This window comes from Myxococcales bacterium (genome assembly GCA_022184915.1).
Taxonomy (GTDB): Bacteria; Myxococcota_A; Polyangia; order Fen-1088; family Fen-1088; genus JAGTJU01.
Map to the genome: position 1 here is coordinate 49966 of JAGTJU010000006.1, position 16348 is coordinate 66313.

Annotated in this window: 30 protein-coding genes; all 30 read left to right on the plus strand. The window is 61.4% G+C overall.

Annotated features, from left to right (window positions below; all coding sequences use genetic code 11):
* Positions 1-27: 27 nt before the first annotated feature.
* The 30 genes from rpsJ (at position 28) to KA712_21400 (ending at position 16307) form a co-directional block, all read left to right on the plus strand.
* Positions 28-333 (plus strand): 30S ribosomal protein S10, encoded by a 306-nt coding sequence (rpsJ, locus tag KA712_21255; GenBank protein ID MCG5055495.1) that lies wholly within the window; start codon positions 28-30, stop codon positions 331-333.
* 32 nt (positions 334-365) lie between these two features.
* Entirely contained in the window at positions 366-1010 is a 645-nt protein-coding gene (rplD, locus tag KA712_21260) for a 50S ribosomal protein L4 (protein MCG5055496.1), read from the plus strand.
* A gap of 24 nt (positions 1011-1034) precedes the next feature.
* The gene (gene rplW / locus KA712_21265) at positions 1035-1364 is read left to right on the plus strand and encodes a 50S ribosomal protein L23 (GenBank protein MCG5055497.1); all 330 of its coding nucleotides are present in this window, start codon (positions 1035-1037) and stop codon (positions 1362-1364) included.
* A 12-nt stretch (positions 1365-1376) separates the two neighbouring features.
* On the plus strand, positions 1377-2210 hold the full coding sequence (rplB, locus tag KA712_21270) for a 50S ribosomal protein L2 (protein ID MCG5055498.1): 834 nt from the start codon (positions 1377-1379) through the stop codon (positions 2208-2210).
* Positions 2211-2219: 9 nt separating this feature from the next.
* Positions 2220-2495, plus strand: coding sequence for a 30S ribosomal protein S19 (gene rpsS, locus KA712_21275; protein ID MCG5055499.1), 276 nt, complete (start codon positions 2220-2222; stop codon positions 2493-2495).
* Positions 2496-2569: 74 nt separating this feature from the next.
* Positions 2570-2905: a 50S ribosomal protein L22 gene (gene rplV / locus KA712_21280; GenBank protein MCG5055500.1), complete on the plus strand. Its 336-nt coding sequence runs from the start codon at positions 2570-2572 to the stop codon at positions 2903-2905.
* Positions 2906-2916: 11 nt separating this feature from the next.
* Positions 2917-3564, plus strand: coding sequence for a 30S ribosomal protein S3 (rpsC, locus tag KA712_21285; GenBank protein ID MCG5055501.1), 648 nt, complete (start codon positions 2917-2919; stop codon positions 3562-3564).
* Between the two features lie 33 nt (positions 3565-3597).
* Positions 3598-4014 carry a 50S ribosomal protein L16 gene (gene rplP / locus KA712_21290; GenBank protein ID MCG5055502.1) on the plus strand — a complete coding sequence of 139 codons (417 nt, stop codon included), beginning with the start codon at positions 3598-3600 and terminating at the stop codon, positions 4012-4014.
* Complete coding sequence (rpmC, locus tag KA712_21295; GenBank protein MCG5055503.1) at positions 4011-4232, plus strand: 50S ribosomal protein L29; 222 nt, start codon at positions 4011-4013, stop codon at positions 4230-4232. Before rplP ends, rpmC begins: the two co-directional genes overlap by 4 nt.
* A gap of 95 nt (positions 4233-4327) precedes the next feature.
* The gene (gene rpsQ, locus KA712_21300) at positions 4328-4537 is read left to right on the plus strand and encodes a 30S ribosomal protein S17 (GenBank protein ID MCG5055504.1); all 210 of its coding nucleotides are present in this window, start codon (positions 4328-4330) and stop codon (positions 4535-4537) included.
* A gap of 11 nt (positions 4538-4548) precedes the next feature.
* Positions 4549-4917, plus strand: coding sequence for a 50S ribosomal protein L14 (gene rplN, locus KA712_21305; GenBank protein ID MCG5055505.1), 369 nt, complete (start codon positions 4549-4551; stop codon positions 4915-4917).
* Entirely contained in the window at positions 4917-5576 is a 660-nt protein-coding gene (gene rplE, locus KA712_21310; GenBank protein MCG5055506.1) for a 50S ribosomal protein L5, read from the plus strand. The genes rplN and rplE overlap by 1 nt, the downstream gene beginning before the upstream one ends.
* Positions 5577-5597: 21 nt before the next feature.
* Positions 5598-5996 carry a 30S ribosomal protein S8 gene (gene rpsH, locus KA712_21315; protein MCG5055507.1) on the plus strand — a complete coding sequence of 133 codons (399 nt, stop codon included), beginning with the start codon at positions 5598-5600 and terminating at the stop codon, positions 5994-5996.
* Positions 5997-6044: 48 nt separating this feature from the next.
* Entirely contained in the window at positions 6045-6581 is a 537-nt protein-coding gene (rplF, locus tag KA712_21320; protein MCG5055508.1) for a 50S ribosomal protein L6, read from the plus strand.
* Between the two features lie 18 nt (positions 6582-6599).
* Positions 6600-6965 (plus strand): 50S ribosomal protein L18, encoded by a 366-nt coding sequence (gene rplR, locus KA712_21325; protein MCG5055509.1) that lies wholly within the window; start codon positions 6600-6602, stop codon positions 6963-6965.
* Positions 6966-7027: 62 nt separating this feature from the next.
* Positions 7028-7528, plus strand: a complete 501-nt coding sequence (gene rpsE, locus KA712_21330; GenBank protein MCG5055510.1) for a 30S ribosomal protein S5 — start codon at positions 7028-7030, stop codon at positions 7526-7528.
* Between the two features lie 35 nt (positions 7529-7563).
* Complete coding sequence (gene rpmD, locus KA712_21335; GenBank protein ID MCG5055511.1) at positions 7564-7749, plus strand: 50S ribosomal protein L30; 186 nt, start codon at positions 7564-7566, stop codon at positions 7747-7749.
* A 54-nt stretch (positions 7750-7803) separates the two neighbouring features.
* Positions 7804-8271: a 50S ribosomal protein L15 gene (gene rplO, locus KA712_21340; GenBank protein ID MCG5055512.1), complete on the plus strand. Its 468-nt coding sequence runs from the start codon at positions 7804-7806 to the stop codon at positions 8269-8271.
* A 44-nt stretch (positions 8272-8315) separates the two neighbouring features.
* Positions 8316-9662 carry a preprotein translocase subunit SecY gene (gene secY / locus KA712_21345; protein MCG5055513.1) on the plus strand — a complete coding sequence of 449 codons (1347 nt, stop codon included), beginning with the start codon at positions 8316-8318 and terminating at the stop codon, positions 9660-9662.
* 235 nt (positions 9663-9897) lie between these two features.
* Positions 9898-10011, plus strand: a complete 114-nt coding sequence (rpmJ, locus tag KA712_21350; GenBank protein MCG5055514.1) for a 50S ribosomal protein L36 — start codon at positions 9898-9900, stop codon at positions 10009-10011.
* A gap of 24 nt (positions 10012-10035) precedes the next feature.
* Positions 10036-10413, plus strand: coding sequence for a 30S ribosomal protein S13 (gene rpsM, locus KA712_21355; GenBank protein ID MCG5055515.1), 378 nt, complete (start codon positions 10036-10038; stop codon positions 10411-10413).
* Positions 10414-10437: 24 nt separating this feature from the next.
* Positions 10438-10821 (plus strand): 30S ribosomal protein S11, encoded by a 384-nt coding sequence (gene rpsK, locus KA712_21360; protein MCG5055516.1) that lies wholly within the window; start codon positions 10438-10440, stop codon positions 10819-10821.
* A 39-nt stretch (positions 10822-10860) separates the two neighbouring features.
* On the plus strand, positions 10861-11490 hold the full coding sequence (rpsD, locus tag KA712_21365; protein ID MCG5055517.1) for a 30S ribosomal protein S4: 630 nt from the start codon (positions 10861-10863) through the stop codon (positions 11488-11490).
* A 69-nt stretch (positions 11491-11559) separates the two neighbouring features.
* On the plus strand, positions 11560-12579 hold the full coding sequence (locus tag KA712_21370) for a DNA-directed RNA polymerase subunit alpha (GenBank protein MCG5055518.1): 1020 nt from the start codon (positions 11560-11562) through the stop codon (positions 12577-12579).
* Positions 12580-12714: 135 nt separating this feature from the next.
* A complete protein-coding gene (gene rplQ / locus KA712_21375) occupies positions 12715-13212 on the plus strand; it encodes a 50S ribosomal protein L17 (GenBank protein ID MCG5055519.1) in 498 nt (165 codons plus the stop codon).
* A gap of 174 nt (positions 13213-13386) precedes the next feature.
* On the plus strand, positions 13387-13791 hold the full coding sequence (locus tag KA712_21380; protein MCG5055520.1) for a flagellar biosynthetic protein FliO: 405 nt from the start codon (positions 13387-13389) through the stop codon (positions 13789-13791).
* A complete protein-coding gene (locus KA712_21385; GenBank protein MCG5055521.1) occupies positions 13788-14492 on the plus strand; it encodes an EscR/YscR/HrcR family type III secretion system export apparatus protein in 705 nt (234 codons plus the stop codon). The genes KA712_21380 and KA712_21385 overlap by 4 nt, the downstream gene beginning before the upstream one ends.
* Positions 14485-14763, plus strand: a complete 279-nt coding sequence (locus tag KA712_21390; protein MCG5055522.1) for a flagellar biosynthetic protein FliQ — start codon at positions 14485-14487, stop codon at positions 14761-14763. Before KA712_21385 ends, KA712_21390 begins: the two co-directional genes overlap by 8 nt.
* 16 nt (positions 14764-14779) lie before the next feature.
* The gene (locus KA712_21395; protein ID MCG5055523.1) at positions 14780-15598 is read left to right on the plus strand and encodes a flagellar biosynthetic protein FliR; all 819 of its coding nucleotides are present in this window, start codon (positions 14780-14782) and stop codon (positions 15596-15598) included.
* Entirely contained in the window at positions 15591-16307 is a 717-nt protein-coding gene (locus KA712_21400) for an EscU/YscU/HrcU family type III secretion system export apparatus switch protein (protein MCG5055524.1), read from the plus strand. Before KA712_21395 ends, KA712_21400 begins: the two co-directional genes overlap by 8 nt.
* Positions 16308-16348: the final 41 nt, after the last annotated feature.

Here is a 16348-nt window from a genome sequence, read left to right on the forward strand (position 1 = left end):
TTCTTGAGTACCGAAGGGGGCTTGACCTTGACTCCGAAAATCCGAATCCGGTTGAAGGCTTATGACCACCGCTTGCTGGACCAGTCGGCCAGCGAGATCGTCGATACGGCGAAGCGCACGGGCGCAAAGGTGGCTGGCCCAATCCCGTTGCCCACCAAGATCAACAAGTACTGCGTTCTGCGCGGACCTCACGTCGACAAAAAGTCTCGGGAGCAGTTCGAGATTCGTACGCACAAGCGGTTGCTCGATATCCTCGATCCTACGCAGCAGACCTTGGACGCGTTGATGAAGCTCGACCTGTCCGCAGGCGTGGACGTCGAAATCAAGACCTAAGTCCGTAAGCATTGATATCCGAGGACAGACTGATGCAGCTCGACGTTGTCGATACTCAGGGAAATATAGTGGGCCAGATCGACGTGGCCGATGACGTGTTCGGTCGCGAGGTCAAGGAGCACCTCCTTTGGGAGATGGTCAAGGCGCAGCGCGCCGCGCGCCGGGCAGGAACTCACGACACGAAGACCCGCGCTGATGTGCGTGGCGGCGGGAAGAAGCCATATCGTCAAAAGGGCACCGGCGGTGCCCGGCAGGGTTCGACCCGCGCTCCCCACTACGTGGGCGGTGGCGTGGTTTTTGGTCCGCACCCAAGAAGCTATGCGTACACTGTGCCCAAGAAGGTGAAGAAAGCGGCTCTCGCCAGTGCCTTGTCTCTTCGGGCCCAGGAGAAGAAGATTGTCGTCGTGGAAGGTCTCTCTTTCGAGACGCCGAAGACGAAGGAAATGGCCGCCGTGCTCAAGGCCTTGGGGCTGCCCTCTGCGCTTATCGTCAGCGCCAAAGAGGCCGTGAATACCACGAAATCCGTACGTAACCTCAAGGACGCCAAGTGTCTGCCCCCAGAAGGGCTCAACGTCTACGACATCCTCGACCACGAAGGACTGGTGATATCCAAGGACGTCATCCGTGCCATCGAGGGTCGTGTGGTCGCCTCCGAAACTGCGGAGTCGGCGGCCTGAGGGCCGATTTAAAGGAACCGGAACATGCGCGCTGCAGAGCTCATCATCAAACGGCCTCTTCTCACCGAGAAGGGGAGCCGACTGAAGGAAACCGGTGGCAGCTCCGACGAGGGGCTGACGCAGGATCAGATCAAGTCCAAGGTGCTCTTCGAGGTCGTCAAGGACGCCAACAAGATCGAGATTCGTCACGCCGTACAGAAGCTGTGGAACGTGGAAGTCCTCAGCGTTCACACCCAGATCATGCCTAGCCGCGAAAAGCGGGTAGGGCGCTTCGTTGGTCGCCGCTCTCCCTGGAAGAAGGCGATCGTAACGCTGGCACCCGGGCAGTCGATCGAGTTCTTCGAGGGAGTTTAAAGAGGTTTCACGATGGGCATCCGCAAACTGAACCCAACCTCTCCAGGCGTTCGCTCACGCGTCGCCCCCGACTTTGCCGAGCTGACGGTTGGAAATCGTCCCGCGCGTGCACTGGTCGAAGGGAAGCCAGGCGTTGGTGGACGAAATAATTACGGTCGAATCACGTCGCGGTTCCGCGGTGGCGGACACAAGCGCCGGTACCGGATCATCGACTTCAAGCGTGACAAGGTGGGCGTTCCCGCTCGCGTTGCCACCATCGAGTACGATCCTAACCGCAGTGCTCGTATCGCGTTGTTGAACTACGCAGACGGCGAAAAGCGCTACATTCTGGCGCCGGTCGGCCTTCGCGTAGGGGACCAGGTTTTGTCGTCGCGGAATGCGGACATCAAGCCTGGAAACAGCCTCCCGCTTCGCTCGATCCCCCTTGGTACGATGGTTCACAACATCGAGATCAAGATCCACGCCGGTGCCCAGCTCGTACGGTCCGCAGGTGGTGGTGCCCAGGTCCTGGCGAAAGAGGGCGATTGGGGTCAGCTCCGCCTCCCCTCTGGCGAGGTTCGCCGCGTGCACCTCGATTGCCGGGCGACCATCGGGCAGGTCGGAAACGTCGAACACAACGCCTCGTCCATTGGCAAGGCGGGACGTAAGCGCTGGCTTGGACGCCGCCCACACAATCGCGGCGTCGTGATGAACCCGATTGACCACCCGATGGGCGGTGGTGAAGGCCGGTCTTCCGGTGGACGTCACCCCTGTTCTCCCTGGGGCCAACAGTCCAAGGGCCTCAAGACCCGCTCCAACAAGCGCACTGACGCCATGATCGTCCGCCGCCGCGGCCAGAAGAACTGAGAGTAGACGATGCCACGTTCAATCAAGAAGGGTCCCTACATCGATTCGCACCTGATCGACAAGGTGCTGGACCTGCAGCAGCAGAAGGGCAAGAAGGCGCTCAAGACCTGGTCGCGCCGCTCCACCATCGTTCCCGAAATGGTGGGTCTCACGTTCAACGTGCACAACGGCAAGAAGTTCGTGCCGGTCTTCGTTTCGGAGAACATGGTCGGCCACAAGCTGGGCGAGTTCTCGCCGACGCGAACTTTCCACGGCCACGCCGGCGACAAGAAAGACAAGAAGTAGGCAGGGCGCAAACTAGCGGACATGAATTCTTGGACAGCGCGACTGCGCTCTCCAGTTGGAACGAGGAACCAGACATGGCACAGGCAGTTCTAAGGCAGTTTCGCGAGTCGCCCCGGCGGCTACGCGTCGTGGCCGGAATGATTCGCGGCAAGAGCGTCGCTTCCGCACTCACTATCTTGAAGCTTCAGCAGCGTAAGGCGGCTGTCGTCCTCACGAAGGTTTTGAACTCAGCGGTGGCTAACGCCACCGAGAACGAGAAGGCCGACGCAGACAAGCTGTTCGTCACAAGAGTCTGCGTTGACGGCGGAACGGTTCAACGCCGCTTCATGCCGCGAGCGCAGGGGCGTGCGAACCGACTTAACCGCCGCACCGCTCACATCACCGTGGTCGTCGACTTGCCCGAGGAATAGAGGACACTCACATGGGTCAAAAAACACATCCAATTGGGTTTCGCCTGGGCGTCGTCCGCGGCTGGACCTCTAAGTGGTACGCTGACAAAGACTTCGCGAAGTGGCTTCATGAGGACGTAAAGCTGAAGGGCTTCGTGAAAAAGAAGCTCCACCACGCTGGCGTAGCAGCCGTCGAGGTCGAGCGCGCAGCGAACAAGATCAAGTTGAACATCTTCACTGCGCGACCCGGGATCGTCATCGGCAAGCGGGGCGCCGGCGTCGAGACCCTCAAGCAAGAGGTTCAGGCGCTCACGGAGAACGAGGTGTTCCTGAACATTCAAGAGGTGCGTAAGGCCGAGACCAACGCGCAGCTCGTTGCAGAAAACGTTGCGACCCAGCTCGAGCGCCGCGTTGCCTTCAGGCGTGCGATGAAGAAGGCCGTTCAAACAGCCATGAAGTTTGGTGCCAAGGGCATTCGGCTTTCCTGCTCGGGCCGCCTGGGCGGCGCCGAGATGTCTCGGTACGAGTGGTACCGTGAAGGTCGTGTGCCGTTGCACACGCTCCGAGCGGACATCGAGTACGGCACGGCCGAGGCGCACACGACGTACGGAGCGCTGGGCGTGAAGTGCTGGATCTTCAAGGGTGAGGTTCTGCCTCAGCGGAACGTGCGCCTGGCCTGACGAAGCGCACCGGAAAGAGATCAGGAGACGACAATGCTCGCACCTAAGAAACTAAAGTTTCGCAAGCGCTTCAAGGGCCGGATGACCGGCGAGGCGAAGGGCGGATCCGATGTGTCCTTCGGCGACTTCGGTCTGCAGGCGACGACCTGCGGCTGGATCACGGCTAGGCAGATCGAGGCGGCTCGTATCGCGATCAGCCGCAAGGTGAAGCGCGGAGGAAAACTGTACATTCGGGTCTTCCCAGACAAGCCCATCTCGAAGAAGCCGGCCGAGACCCGCATGGGTAAAGGTAAAGGTAACCCCGAGGAATGGGTGGCTGTGATTCGCCCCGGTCGGGTGATGTACGAACTGGAGGGCGTTCCCGAAGAACTCGCACGGGAGGCCTTTCTGCTGGCCCAACACAAGCTGGCCGTTAGGTCCCGCTTCGTAGCCCGGGAGCACGTAATATGAGCGACGTTTCTTTGAAGGACCTGCGCGGCACCTCGGTGGAGGAGCTTCAGCAGACGCTGGCAAAGCTGCAGCAGGAGAACTTCCAGTACAACTTTAAGAAGACCACGAATCAGCTGGAGAACACCATGCTGATCCGCAAGGCCCGTCGCGATATCGCACGGGTGATGACGCTTCTGAACGAGAAGCGTGGCGCTGCCAACGCTGGGCAGAAGGAGTAGCTCCCGTGACCGCAGAAACCCAGGGCGCTGAGAACAGCGCAGAGAAGAGCACCGGGCGACGACGTCGGCTGGTGGGTGTCGTGAAGAGCGACAAAATGGACAAGACGCGCGTTGTCGTGGTCGAACGTCGGACTTCACACGAGAAGTACGGAAAGTTTGTGAACCACCGTCGCAGCTACAAGGTCCACGACGAGAACAACGAGACCAAGGCGGGAGACCGCGTGGAAATCGTGGAGTGCCGACCGATGTCGCGTGACAAACGCTGGCGCCTGGCCCGGCTCATCGAACGGCCGGCAGAGGTTTAAGAGGTTCACCCATGATTCAGACAACGACCACACTCGACGTTGCGGACAACTCAGGCGCGAAGAAGATCATGTGCATTCGCGTGCTGGGGGGTACCCGTCGAAAGTACGCGTCGATTGGCGATGTAATTGTCGTGTCCGTCAAGGAGGCGATTCCGAACGCGAAGGTGAAGAAGGGGGATGTGGCGCGCGCGGTGATCGTCAGGACTCGCAAGGAGGTGTCCCGTGCGGATGGCTCCTACATCCGTTTCGACGCCAACTCGGCTGTGCTCGTCGATAAGGACAACGAGCCCATCGGCACCCGTATATTTGGCCCGGTGGCTCGCGAGTTGCGCGCCAAGCGTTTCATGAAGATTGTATCGCTCGCTCCGGAGGTTTTGTAATGGCTACCGAGGCAGCCACCGAGGCAAAGGCCAAGGGTGGTAAAGGCAAGAAGGGTGGCAAAGGCGCTGCCGTCAGCCGCATAGCTGAGAAGCAGACGGAGAAGCTCCGTCGGACGACTGTGGCTCGGCTTCGCCAGGTCTACCAAAACGAACTCCGGGAGAAGCTCCAAAAGGAACTCGGCCTGGCGAACGTCATGGAAGTGCCAAGGCTCGTCAAGGTGACCATCAACATGGGCCTTGGTGATGCGGTGGCCAACCCGAAGATTCTTGATTCGGCGGTCGAGGAGCTTGCGTTGATCGCTGGCCAGATGCCGGTCGTAACCCGAGCGAAGAAGGCGATTGCCACTTACAAGCTGCGGGAGGGCCAGAAGATCGGCGCCATGGTGACGCTCCGGCAGGACACCATGTACGAATTTCTGGACCGCCTGATCTCGTTCGCTCTCCCACGCGTTCGCGACTTCAAAGGCATATCGCCGAAGGGTTTCGATGGACGGGGCAATTTCACCATGGGTGTCCGGGAAGGAATCATCTTCCCGGAGGCCAGCTTCGAGGGTGCCGACAAGGCGCGAGGTATGAATATTTCGATTGTGACGACGGCCCGCACCGATGAGCAGGCCCGAGCTTTGTTGCGGCATCTGGGGATGCCCTTCAGGAACTGATTGTCAGGGTAGGAACGCATCATGTCGATGACAGATCCCATTGCCGACTTCCTTACGCGTATTAGAAACGCGATTCTCGCGCGCCATCAGGAGGCCGTGGCCCCCGTCTCCAAGTTGAAGAAGGGCATCGCCGAAATCCTCCAAGAGGAAGGCTACATCGAGGGCTATCAGCTCCGTGACGGAGAGGGCCCATCGGAGATCGTCGTGAAGCTCAAGTGGGCCCCCGGGCGCACGAATGCGATCACGGGTCTCCGGCGACGCTCGAAACCCGGACAGAGGGTTTACGTCAAGTCCTCGGACATCCCCCGGGTGCGCTCCGGATTGGGCGTTGGGGTCCTGTCTACCTCGCAAGGGCTCATGACCGACCGCGCAGCTCGCAAAGCTGGTGTGGGCGGAGAGCTCATGTTCGAGGTGTGGTAAGGCCGCTAGCGGCTGTATCCCTGAATTCGACGAACGAGGTCTTCATCAATGTCCCGCATTGGCAAGAAACCAGTCGTGATCCCCAAGGGGGTCACGGTGAACATCAAGGATGGTCTGATGACCGTCAAAGGCCCCAAGGGCGAGTTGGCGCGACCGTTTCCGGTTGACGTGGCTGCCTCGACAGAGGGCGACAAACTCGTGTTGACGCGCACAGGTGAGTCGCGAACGGAGCGTACGAACCACGGCATGGCGCGCGCGCACCTGGCAAACATGGTCAAGGGTGTCAGCGACGGTTGGACGCGTGAACTCGAGATCAACGGTGTGGGTTATCGTGCCGAGGTCAAGGGCGACGTGCTCAATCTCGTCCTCGGATACTCGCACCCCATCGACTACAAGCTGCCGAAGGGTGTAGGCGCCAAGGTCGACAAGAACCGCATCATCCTTTCGGGAGCTGACAAGGACCAACTGGGTCAATCAGCCTCGGAGCTTCGGAAGTTGCGGAAGCCGGAGCCCTACAAGGGCAAGGGCGTCAAGTACGTAGAAGAAGTGATCCGGCGCAAGGCCGGTAAGTCCGGGGCCAGTTAATCCCCATCGGAGCCGAATATGTCGATCAAGAAGATTGTCGATCCGCGAAAGCGGCGTCACCGCTCGATTCGCAAGCGCATCTCGGGCACTGCGGAGCGCCCCCGGCTGGTGGTGTTCCGGAGCGCGAAGCACATCTACTGCCAGGTGGTGGACGACTTGAGCAATCAAGTGTTGGCGTCGGCGTCGGACCTGGTTGGGAAGAAGACTCCCACGTCCCTCGAAGGCGACAAGAGCAATCGTGCCAAAGAAGTTGGCAAGTTGGTAGCGACGCGTTGCCTCGAGAAGGGTATCAAGCAGGTCGTGTTCGATCGGGCCGGTTACCTCTATCACGGCCGCGTTTCCAAGGTTGCAGAGGGCGCCCGCGAGGGTGGGCTGGATTTCTAGGAACGCCCGTCCGCCACGACGGTCATAGACGAGCGACAAGAGAGAAGAGAGCAGGAACGCACATGGCTATCAATTATGATGAGGTTGGCGAGCTGGTCGACAGCGTGGTTTTCATCAACCGCGTTGCCAAGGTCGTGAAGGGCGGACGTCGATTTTCGTTCTCAGCCCTGGTGGTCGTGGGTGACCAGAAGGGCTTCGTTGGCGCCGGACTCGGCAAGGCCAATGAGGTTCCAGAGGCCATCCGCAAGGGAACCGAGCAGGCCCGCAAGAGCCTGGTAAAGATTCCTCTGGTCAACGGCAGCATCCCCCACGAGGTGGTGGGAGAGTTCGGCGCTGGGCGCGTCGTTTTGCGCCCCGCACAGCCCGGTACGGGCGTGATCGCCGGCGGCGCCGTTCGCCCGGTGCTCGAGGTGCTCGGCGTTCAGGACATTCTGACCAAGTGCATCGGGACCAGCAACCCGCACAACGTGATTCACGCAACCATCAATGCGCTCCAGCAGCTCCGGAGTGCAGAGGACGTGGCGAACCTTCGTGGTAAGCCGGTTCAGGAGCTGTTCGTATAAGGCCCGCCTAAGCGGGACGGACGAACGAGGAAGCCATGGCGAACAAGTTGAAAGTGACCCTGGTGCGTAGCGGCATCAACCGGCAGGAACGACACAAGCAGACGATTCGTCGGCTGGGTCTGCGGAAACTGCATCACAGCAACGTGGTTCCAGACAATCAGGCCGTGCGAGGAATGATCCAGTCCGTGGCCCACCTGGTAAAGGTGGAACCAGCCGAGTAGGCTGGGGCCTATCGGACGGACACTCACAACCAGTCGAAATACAAGGCAAAGCAGATGGGTACGACTCTCCATACTCTCAAGCCGGCAGACGGTGCGACGAAGCGCCGTAAGCGGGTGGGTCGCGGTCCAGGATCCGGCCGTGGAAAGACCGCAACACGCGGCGTCAAGGGCCAAAAGGCCCGTACAGGTCACCACGGAGCGCGCTTCGGTTTCGAAGGCGGCCAGATTCCGATGCAGCGGCGCTTGCCGAAGCGGGGATTCAAGAACCCGTTCCGCATCGAGGTGTTCGCGGTGAACGTGGGCGACATCGATCAGCGTTGCGAGCCCGGCCGCTTGGACCTGGAGGCCTTGAAGGCCGCCGGCTTGGTACCGCGACGCTTCGACAAAGTGAAGATCCTGGGCACGGGTGACGTGACCAAGGCCTTCGTCGTCCAGGCAGATGCTTTCTCTGGTTCCGCGAAAGAAAAGCTCGAGAAGGCCGGCGGCAGCGCCGAGCTGGTCGCAGCTCCGGTTGCGGCTTAGTTCGTCAACACCAGATCAAGGCAGAACGGGTCAAGGAGACAAAGATGGCTTCGAGCTTTCAAGGTATCAGCAAGATTCCGGAGCTTCGTAGGCGAATTCTATTCACCTTGGCCCTCCTGGCCGTTTACCGGGTGGGCGTATTCGTAACGACGCCTGGGGTAGACCGCTCCGTGATGGACAAGATTGTCAATCAGTCCTCGGGCTCATTGCTTGGCATGTTCAACATGTTCTCAGGCGGTGCACTCGAGCAGATGTCGATCTTCGCGTTGGGCATCATGCCCTACATTTCGGCGTCCATCATCCTGCAGCTGCTCACGGTGGTCGTGCCAAAGCTCGACCAGATCCAGAAGGAGGGGGAGCTGGGCCGTCGTCGCCTCAACCAGTACACGAGGTACGGGACGATCGTCCTGTCGCTTGTGCAGTCGTACTTCATTGCGCGCTGGTTGGTTTCGAACAACGTCTCGTACGCGCAGCTCGGGCCTGTTGTCCCGAATCCCTCGTGGGATTTTTACGCGGTGACGATGATTTCGCTGACCACGGGGACCGCATTCATCATGTGGCTGGGCGAGCAGATCACCGAGCGCGGCATCGGTAACGGAATCTCTCTCATTATCTTTGCGGGCATCATTACAGACCTCCCGGACGCAACGGTAAAGTTGCTTCAAAAGGCCAGCGCCGGTGAGATAACGCTCTTCGCGTTACTCATCATTGCTGGGATCGTGGTCTCGGTGGTTGGGCTCATCATCTTCTTCGAGCGCGGTCAGCGTCGCATCCCCGTTCAGTACGCGAAGCGACAGGTAGGCACCAACGTCTACGGGGGGCAGTCGACCCACCTTCCGCTCAAGGTGAACACGGCCGGGGTGATTCCACCCATCTTTGCCTCGTCCATCCTGATGTTCCCGCAGCAGATTTCGTCGTTCATCGATCACCCCCTGGCGCGTGCATTCGCGGAAGTGATGCATCCGGGTGACTGGCGCTACAACGTTATCTACGTCTTTCTCATCATCTTCTTTTGCTACTTCTACACCGCCGTGACGTTCAACCCGGTGGATGTGGCCGACAACATGAGAAAGGCAGGCGGCTTCATCCCGGGCATTCGTCCCGGCAAGGCGACCGCCCAGTACATCGACAGCGTGCTCACGAAGCTGACCTTTGGGGGCGCTCTCTACATCTCGGCCATTTGCGTGTTGCCCAGCATCCTTTCGACGAAAATGGGTGTTCCCTTCTACTTCGGTGGGACAGGGCTCCTGATCGTGGTGGGCGTGGCTCTTGATACGGTGCAACAGATTGAGTCTCACCTGATCACCCGTAGCTACGAAGGCTTTGCGGGTCCCAAAGGACCGCGGATTCGTGGTCGTTCGACGCAGCCCGTCGGACCGGTCGAGGCATGAGCTTACGAGGACTACGTGCCGATGTGGCGCGCTCACAGAGCCTCCCAGAGACATTTTTTTGGGTTGACCCTTTAGATCCAGCAAACGCGTCTGGACTTGACTCTGGAGAGGTGATAGCTTCTCGCCCCATTTCGGTCGGTCGAGTCGGGTGTGCAAGGTCAGTGCCGTCGTACGTTTGGTCCGGTCCGGGGCAAAGCATGCGCGCCCTTCGCAGTTACAACCGCGGGAATTGATTATGAAAGTTCGAGCATCCGTCAAAAAGATTTGTGAGAAGTGCAAAGTGATCCGCCGCCGAGGTGTGGTGCGGGTGATTTGCAACAACCGCCGCCACAACCAGCGGCAGGGCTAACCGGGATACTGGAGAGAATCGTTCATGGCTCGTGTCGCAGGCGTCGACCTTCCCCGAAATAAGCGCATGGAGATTGCGCTGACCTACATCTATGGAATCGGAAAGCACAAGGCACGAATCGTGCTGGATGCCGCCGAGATCTCATGGGACAAGCGCAGTGACGATCTCGACGACAACGAGAGTCGTCGGATTCGCGAGGTGATCGAGAAACTCGACATGAAGATCGAGGGTGACCTTCGGCGTGAAATCGGCATGAACATCAAGCGTCTGATGGATCTTGGATGCTACAGGGGCCTGCGTCACCGTCGCAGCTTGCCCGTTCGTGGGCAGCGAACCCACACGAATTCGCGTACCCGTAAGGGACCGCGTAAGGGTCAGATCGCAAAGAAGAAGACGGCTTAAGACAACGGCTCAGAAGGCTGACGAATGGCTAGCGATAAAGGCAAAAAGAAGGTCCGTAAGAACGTCCAGAGCGGCAACGTTCACATCACGGCGACGTTCAACAACACGATGGTCACCATCACCGACGTATCCGGGAACGTTCTGTCCTGGTCTTCGGCGGGTGTCCGCGGTTTCAAGGGATCGCGGAAGTCGACCCCGTTCGCCGCACAGCTTGCGGCCGAGGATGCTGCACGCAAAGCGATGGACCACGGTCTTCGCAACGTGAACATCTTCATCAAAGGCCCAGGTTCGGGACGCGAATCGGCCCTCCGTGGTGTCGGCGCGAGCGGGTTGAAGGTGAACTTCATCCGGGATCTGACGCCCATCCCGCACAACGGCTGCCGGCCCCCCAAGCGCCGCCGAGTCTGACCTCCTTTTTACGACAACTGAGCGAAGAGAACACGAGACATGGCGAGATACATTGGACCAGTTTGCCGGTTGTGCCGCCGGGAAGAGACGAAGCTCTTTCTGAAGGGCGATCGTTGCTACACCGATAAGTGCGGTTTCGAACGCCGCGCCTACGCGCCCGGCCAGCACGGACAGTCCCGTCGTCGGAAGGTGTCGAACTACGGTGCCCAGCTTCGTGAGAAGCAGAAGGTGAAGCGTATGTACGGAATCGCTGAAAGGCAGTTCCGGGGCTACTACTTCAAGGCCGCGCGCATGAAGGGCGTGACCGGTGAGAATCTGCTCCAGTTGTTGGAGCGTCGTCTGGACAACGTGATTTACCGTTTGGGCTTCGCTTCGGACCACGCGGAAGCGCGTCAGTTGGTTCGCCACGGCCACTTTTTGGTGAACGGCAAGCGCGTGGACATTCCGTCGTTTCTGTGCCGCTCGGCTGACACAATCACGGTCCGGGATAAGTCGCGCAAGGTCACGCGCATCTTGGAGAGCGTCGGCACGGTTGACCGTCGAGGCGTGCCTCGGTGGCTCGAGCTCGACAAAGAAGGCTTCACGGGGAAACTGATCGACCTGCCGTCCCGTCAGGACATGACCATGCCGATTCGCGAGCAGCTCATCGTCGAGCTCTACTCGAAGTAAGCGTCGTGTAGGAACCCTGCTGGAACGGATTTGGAGGACTACGGAATGTCGACCGCCACCGATAACTCGATGCAACCCGCGACGAACTACATTGCCCGAAATTGGCGCGAGCTGATTCGCCCGCGGAAGTTGGAGACCGAACCGTCGACGGCCTCGGGGACTTACGCTCGCTTCACGTGCGAGCCGCTCGAGCGGGGCTTCGGCACGACGTTGGGCGTGGGCCTACGGCGCATTCTCCTCTCGTCTCTGCAGGGTTCGGCGATCATCGGTGTGAAGACCGAGGGCGTCCATCACGAGTTCACCTCCATCCCGAACGTGATGGAAGACGTGACGGATGTGGTGCTCAACCTCAAAGAGGTGATCGTCAAGGCCTACGACGTGAAGTCTCGGGTGCTCCGCCTCGAGAAGGATGGCGAAGGCAAGGTGACCGCGGGCGATATTCAGACGGTGGACGGCGTTGAGATCATGAATCCCAACCACGTCATCATGACCTGCGCGAAGGGCGCGCGCGTGCGGATGGAGCTGGAAATCGGATCCGGACGTGGCTACGTGCCGGCCGAGCGGAATAAACACCCCGCCATGCCAGTGGGGATGATCCCCATCGATTCACTCTTCTCGCCGGTGCGGAAAGTGAATTTCAACGTTACGAACGCTCGTGTCGGTCAGCAGACGGACTTCGATCGTTTGAGCCTGGAGGTTTGGACGAACGGTACGGTCAAGCCTGAGGATGCGGTGGCCTACGCCGCCAAAATCTTCAAAGACCAACTGTCGATCTTCATCAACTTCCAGGAAGTCGCCGAGCCGGTGGCTGAGTCCAAGGTGAGCGAGGAGCAGGCCAAGCTCCACGAGAACCTCTGGAAGTCGGTGGATGACCTCGAGCTGTCGGTTCGCTCCGCAAACTGCCTGCAGAACGCCAACATCCGGTACATCGGTGAGCTCGTTCAAAAGAGCGAGGCCGAGATGCTGAAGACGAAGAACTTTGGCCGGAAGTCGCTCAAGGAAATCAAAGAGATCCTCTCGGAGATGGGTTTGGCGCTGGGCATGAAGATCGAAGGTTGGCCCGGCGACGGTCCACCCAAGAAGGCCTGACACTGGCCGAATAAAGGAAGGCTAGACGGAGGCCTTCAGCAGATTCCCAGGGGTGCCCGGAAGCTGAGCATCCCGCTTACCAAGATTGTTGAGAAGGCTGAAGCGGCCTTCTGTGTAACGCCAAAAGGTCGAAAAATGCGTCATCGTAAAGCAGGTGTACATCTCTCCCGGACCCCGGCCCACAGGCGGGCTCTGTTCTCGAACTTGGTGTCGGCCCTGTTCGAGTTCGAACAGATCCGGACCACCCACGTGAAGGCTCGGGCCACGGCCCAGATTGCCGAGCGGACGATCACGATCGCCCGCCGCTTGGGCGACGTGCTCGTGAAGTCAGAGGAAAAGCGAACGCCGGAGGAGCAGGCCCGCGTGGTCCACGCGATGCGTGAAGCGCGCAAGGTGGTCAAGAGCCGCGCAGCCGTCCAGAAGCTGTTCGAGGAGCTGGCTCCCAGGTTCGCGGCCCGTCATGGCGGCTACACGCGGATCGTCAAGCTTGGACAGCGTCCCGGGGACGCAGCCCCTGTGTCTCTTCTCCAACTCATGCCGGATGGCGGTACAGCCAGTGCCGGGGGCGAAGCCAGCCCCAAGAAGAAGTCGGGCAAGAAGGCGGAAGCCAAGGCTGAAGCCGCTGTAGGCTGAGTCCCAGGATTCCCACAAATCGGCGCTTCCCTTCGGGGCGGCGCCGTTTTTGTTTGGGGCTTCGGTCTCGGGTAGGGTAGCTCGACGACTTGGGGAGGGCACGTAGTTCCCCGGCGGAGGAGGCCGGTTCGGGTCTTGTTGACTTGACGGCCCGGACCGCGCGAATAATCCGGCATGGCGGAATCAGCGGAGCTACCGGGATTGGGGAGTTCGCTGGCTGTGTCTTTTCTATCACTGGGTCTCGTGTGTCTGTTGGCCTATGCAGCCCTGCGTTGGTTGTCCAAGCGGGGTCAGCTCCAGGGGCAGAGAGGATTTCGGGTGCTGGCGCGATGCGCTGTGGAGCCGAAGCGTAGCCTGGTGGTGGTGGACGTGGCGGGGCGTGTGTTCCTCTTGAGCAGCGCGGAGGGGGGCCTGTCGCTCGTCGCGGAGCTCGACGCCAAGGATGCGGAGCGCCTCATGGCGGAAAGGCAGCCGCCCGGGTCGGGCTTGTGGGGGCTGCTGAAGGCAGGGACACAGCCAGCTTGGCCTTCCCGAGGCTCACCCGCGGCGCGGGAGACTGAGGACGAGGTGCGCTCGTGACGGGAGCGATCGGCCTTGGGTCGGCTGCCGGCAGCCAGCCGCTTGCGGTGCTGGTGGTTCTGGGGGTGCTGTCAGCCCTCCCGTTCCTGCTGTTGATGCTCACGAGCTTCGTGAAGGTTGCCGTGGTTCTGGCGATTCTGCGCAGTGCCTTCGGAGCCGCCCAGGTGCCTCCGGGGCAAGTCGTGACGGGGTTGGCCTTGGTGCTCACGGTGTTCATCATGGCGCCCACGGGCGAGCGGGTCTGGGAGGCGGTTCGGCCGATCTGGTCCGAGGCAGGCGAAGGCGCGCGGGCGGAGCTTCTGAGTGCCGAGGGACTTGGCGTGCTGGAGCGCGCGGGCGCTGCCGCCGCTGAGCCGGTTCGCGGGTTCCTGGAAAAACACGCGGCCGGGCGGGATCGTGAGACGTTCCTCCAACTCAGGCGGAGGCTGCGGGGAGGGGAGGTCGACGCTGCCGAGGGACGCGAGTTGTTGGTGTTGGCCCCTGCCTTTGCCGTTTCGGAGCTTCGTCGGGCTTTCGAGATGGGCTTTTTGATCTTCGTGCCCTTTTTGGTGGTCGACCTCGTGGTGGCGAGCTTGTTGACGGCCCTCGGATTCCAGGCCCTGACGCCGACGCTGGTCTCTTTGCCACTCAAGCTTTTGCTATTCGCCTTGGCCGACGGCTGGAACCTCGTGCTGCGCGGTTTGGTGGCGTCTTATGTCTGAGCCCGCCGGGATCGAGCTGGCTTTGCGAATTCTTCAGGAGGGGTTGCTGCTCTGCTTGTTGGTCGCGGCGCCGATTCTCGTGGCCATGTTGGCGACAGGGGTAATCACGAGTGCGTTGGGCGCGTTCACTCAGGTTCAAGACCACGCGGTGGGTTTCGTGCCTCGCCTGATTGTTGCCGTGATGGCCCTCGTGATCTTGGGGCCCCATCTGGGAGCCCAGGTGGTGCGCTTCGCGAGCGCCGTCTTCACGGCGGTGGGGCAGCTCCATTGAAGTAGGCCTTGCGGGCATGTTCGACCTCTTGGCCATCGCGCCCCTGGCGTTCGAGAGTTCCCTGGCCCGCTGGGCCTTGGTTGCGGCTCGGATCGTGCCGAGTGTCCTTCTCGTACCCGTGTTTGGTGCGCCGTCTCTTCCCTGGGTTTTGCGCTTGGGCTTGGGAGGAGCGCTGGCTGCTTGGTTCACAGGGGCCATGGCGTCGCAGCCCGCCTTCCTTTCCAAGGGGGTGGGAGGCGTAGGGTGGCTGGTTTCGTGGGCGTACGAGGCCACGCTGGGCCTCACGCTCGCGTTCGTGGTTTGGTGCGCCTTCGCGGCCGCGCGCCTGGCAGGCCAGCTCCAAGACCTCGCGCGGCGGGGGGACGAGGAGGGCAGCCTGGATCCCGTCAGTGCTGAACCGTCCTCGCCGCTTGGAAGCCTCTACGTGCTGTTGGCGGTGCTGATTTTTGCAGAACTCGGCGGTCCGGGGGCGCTGATCACGGCTTGGGGACGTAGCTTCGAGCTGGTTCCGCTCGGGGGGGGCGTGATGCCTTCGGGCGTGAAGCTCCTGGGGGCGATGGCTGGCATCGTGGCGGGTCTTTTCGAGGTGGCGTTAGGCCTGGCGGCCCCCGTCTGGGTGGCGGTTTGGCTCTCGGATGTCGTTTTCGCCGTGGCCGGCCGGCTGGGTGGGGGGATGGGACAAGCGGTGGTGGCGGGCGCGACCACGGCCGCTCCTTTGGTGGTCCTCGGCACGCTGCTTCTGGGGCTGGGCCTCGCGCGTGCGGCCCTCGAAGGCTGGGTCCTGCAGGTGCCCGGACTCGTCCTGTATCTGGCGAGGGTGTGGGCCGATGGCTGACGGGGCCCGCTCGCTTCCGGCCAGCGCCGCGAAGGTCGCGCGCGCGCGCCGGGAAGGAGACGTTCCGCACAGTGCGGTCGTGACGGGAGGCGCCGTCGTACTGATGGGGGTTGGCTTGGCGGGGGCGGGGGCAGCCGGCGCTCTGTCCTCGCTGCTCAGCTTGTTTCGCCGAGCCTTGGCGCGCGCGTTGGCGCCTTTGCCCTTCGACCCGTACGCGGCCGTCCGCGAAGCCCTCGCGGTGACGCTCAGCTGGCTAGGGCCATGGCTGGCGTTGGTCTTTGGGACGGCCGTGCTGGTGTCCGTGCTGCAGACGCGGCTCGCAGCGAGAACCTCCTGGAAGCGGCCAGCCCGAGGCCTTGGCCCTGGGGTCTTCGCGCCGTTCGTCAGCGGGGCTTTGTTGTTCGTCGGAGGCGTGTGGCTTTGGGGGGCGCGCGCGCAGCTTGTGTCGCTAGGACGCTTCGGCGTGTCGCTCACGAAGCGCGTGGTGGTGGCGGGCGCGCTGACGATGGACCTCATCGGGCGTTTGGGCCTGTCACTCGCCGCGCTCGCGGTGGCGGATGCCGTGTGGCAGTGGTGGTTATGGAGCCGAAGGCTTCGCATGAGTCACCGCGAGCAGCGCGACGAGCGGCGCTTCGACGAGGGGGATCCACTTGTGCGTCGAGAGCGTCAGCGCTTGCACCGGGACGAGGGATCCCCTCGAGCGCCCTGAGCCCTCGGGGTCCCAAGGGCCGTGGGTGGGTGGCACCCAGG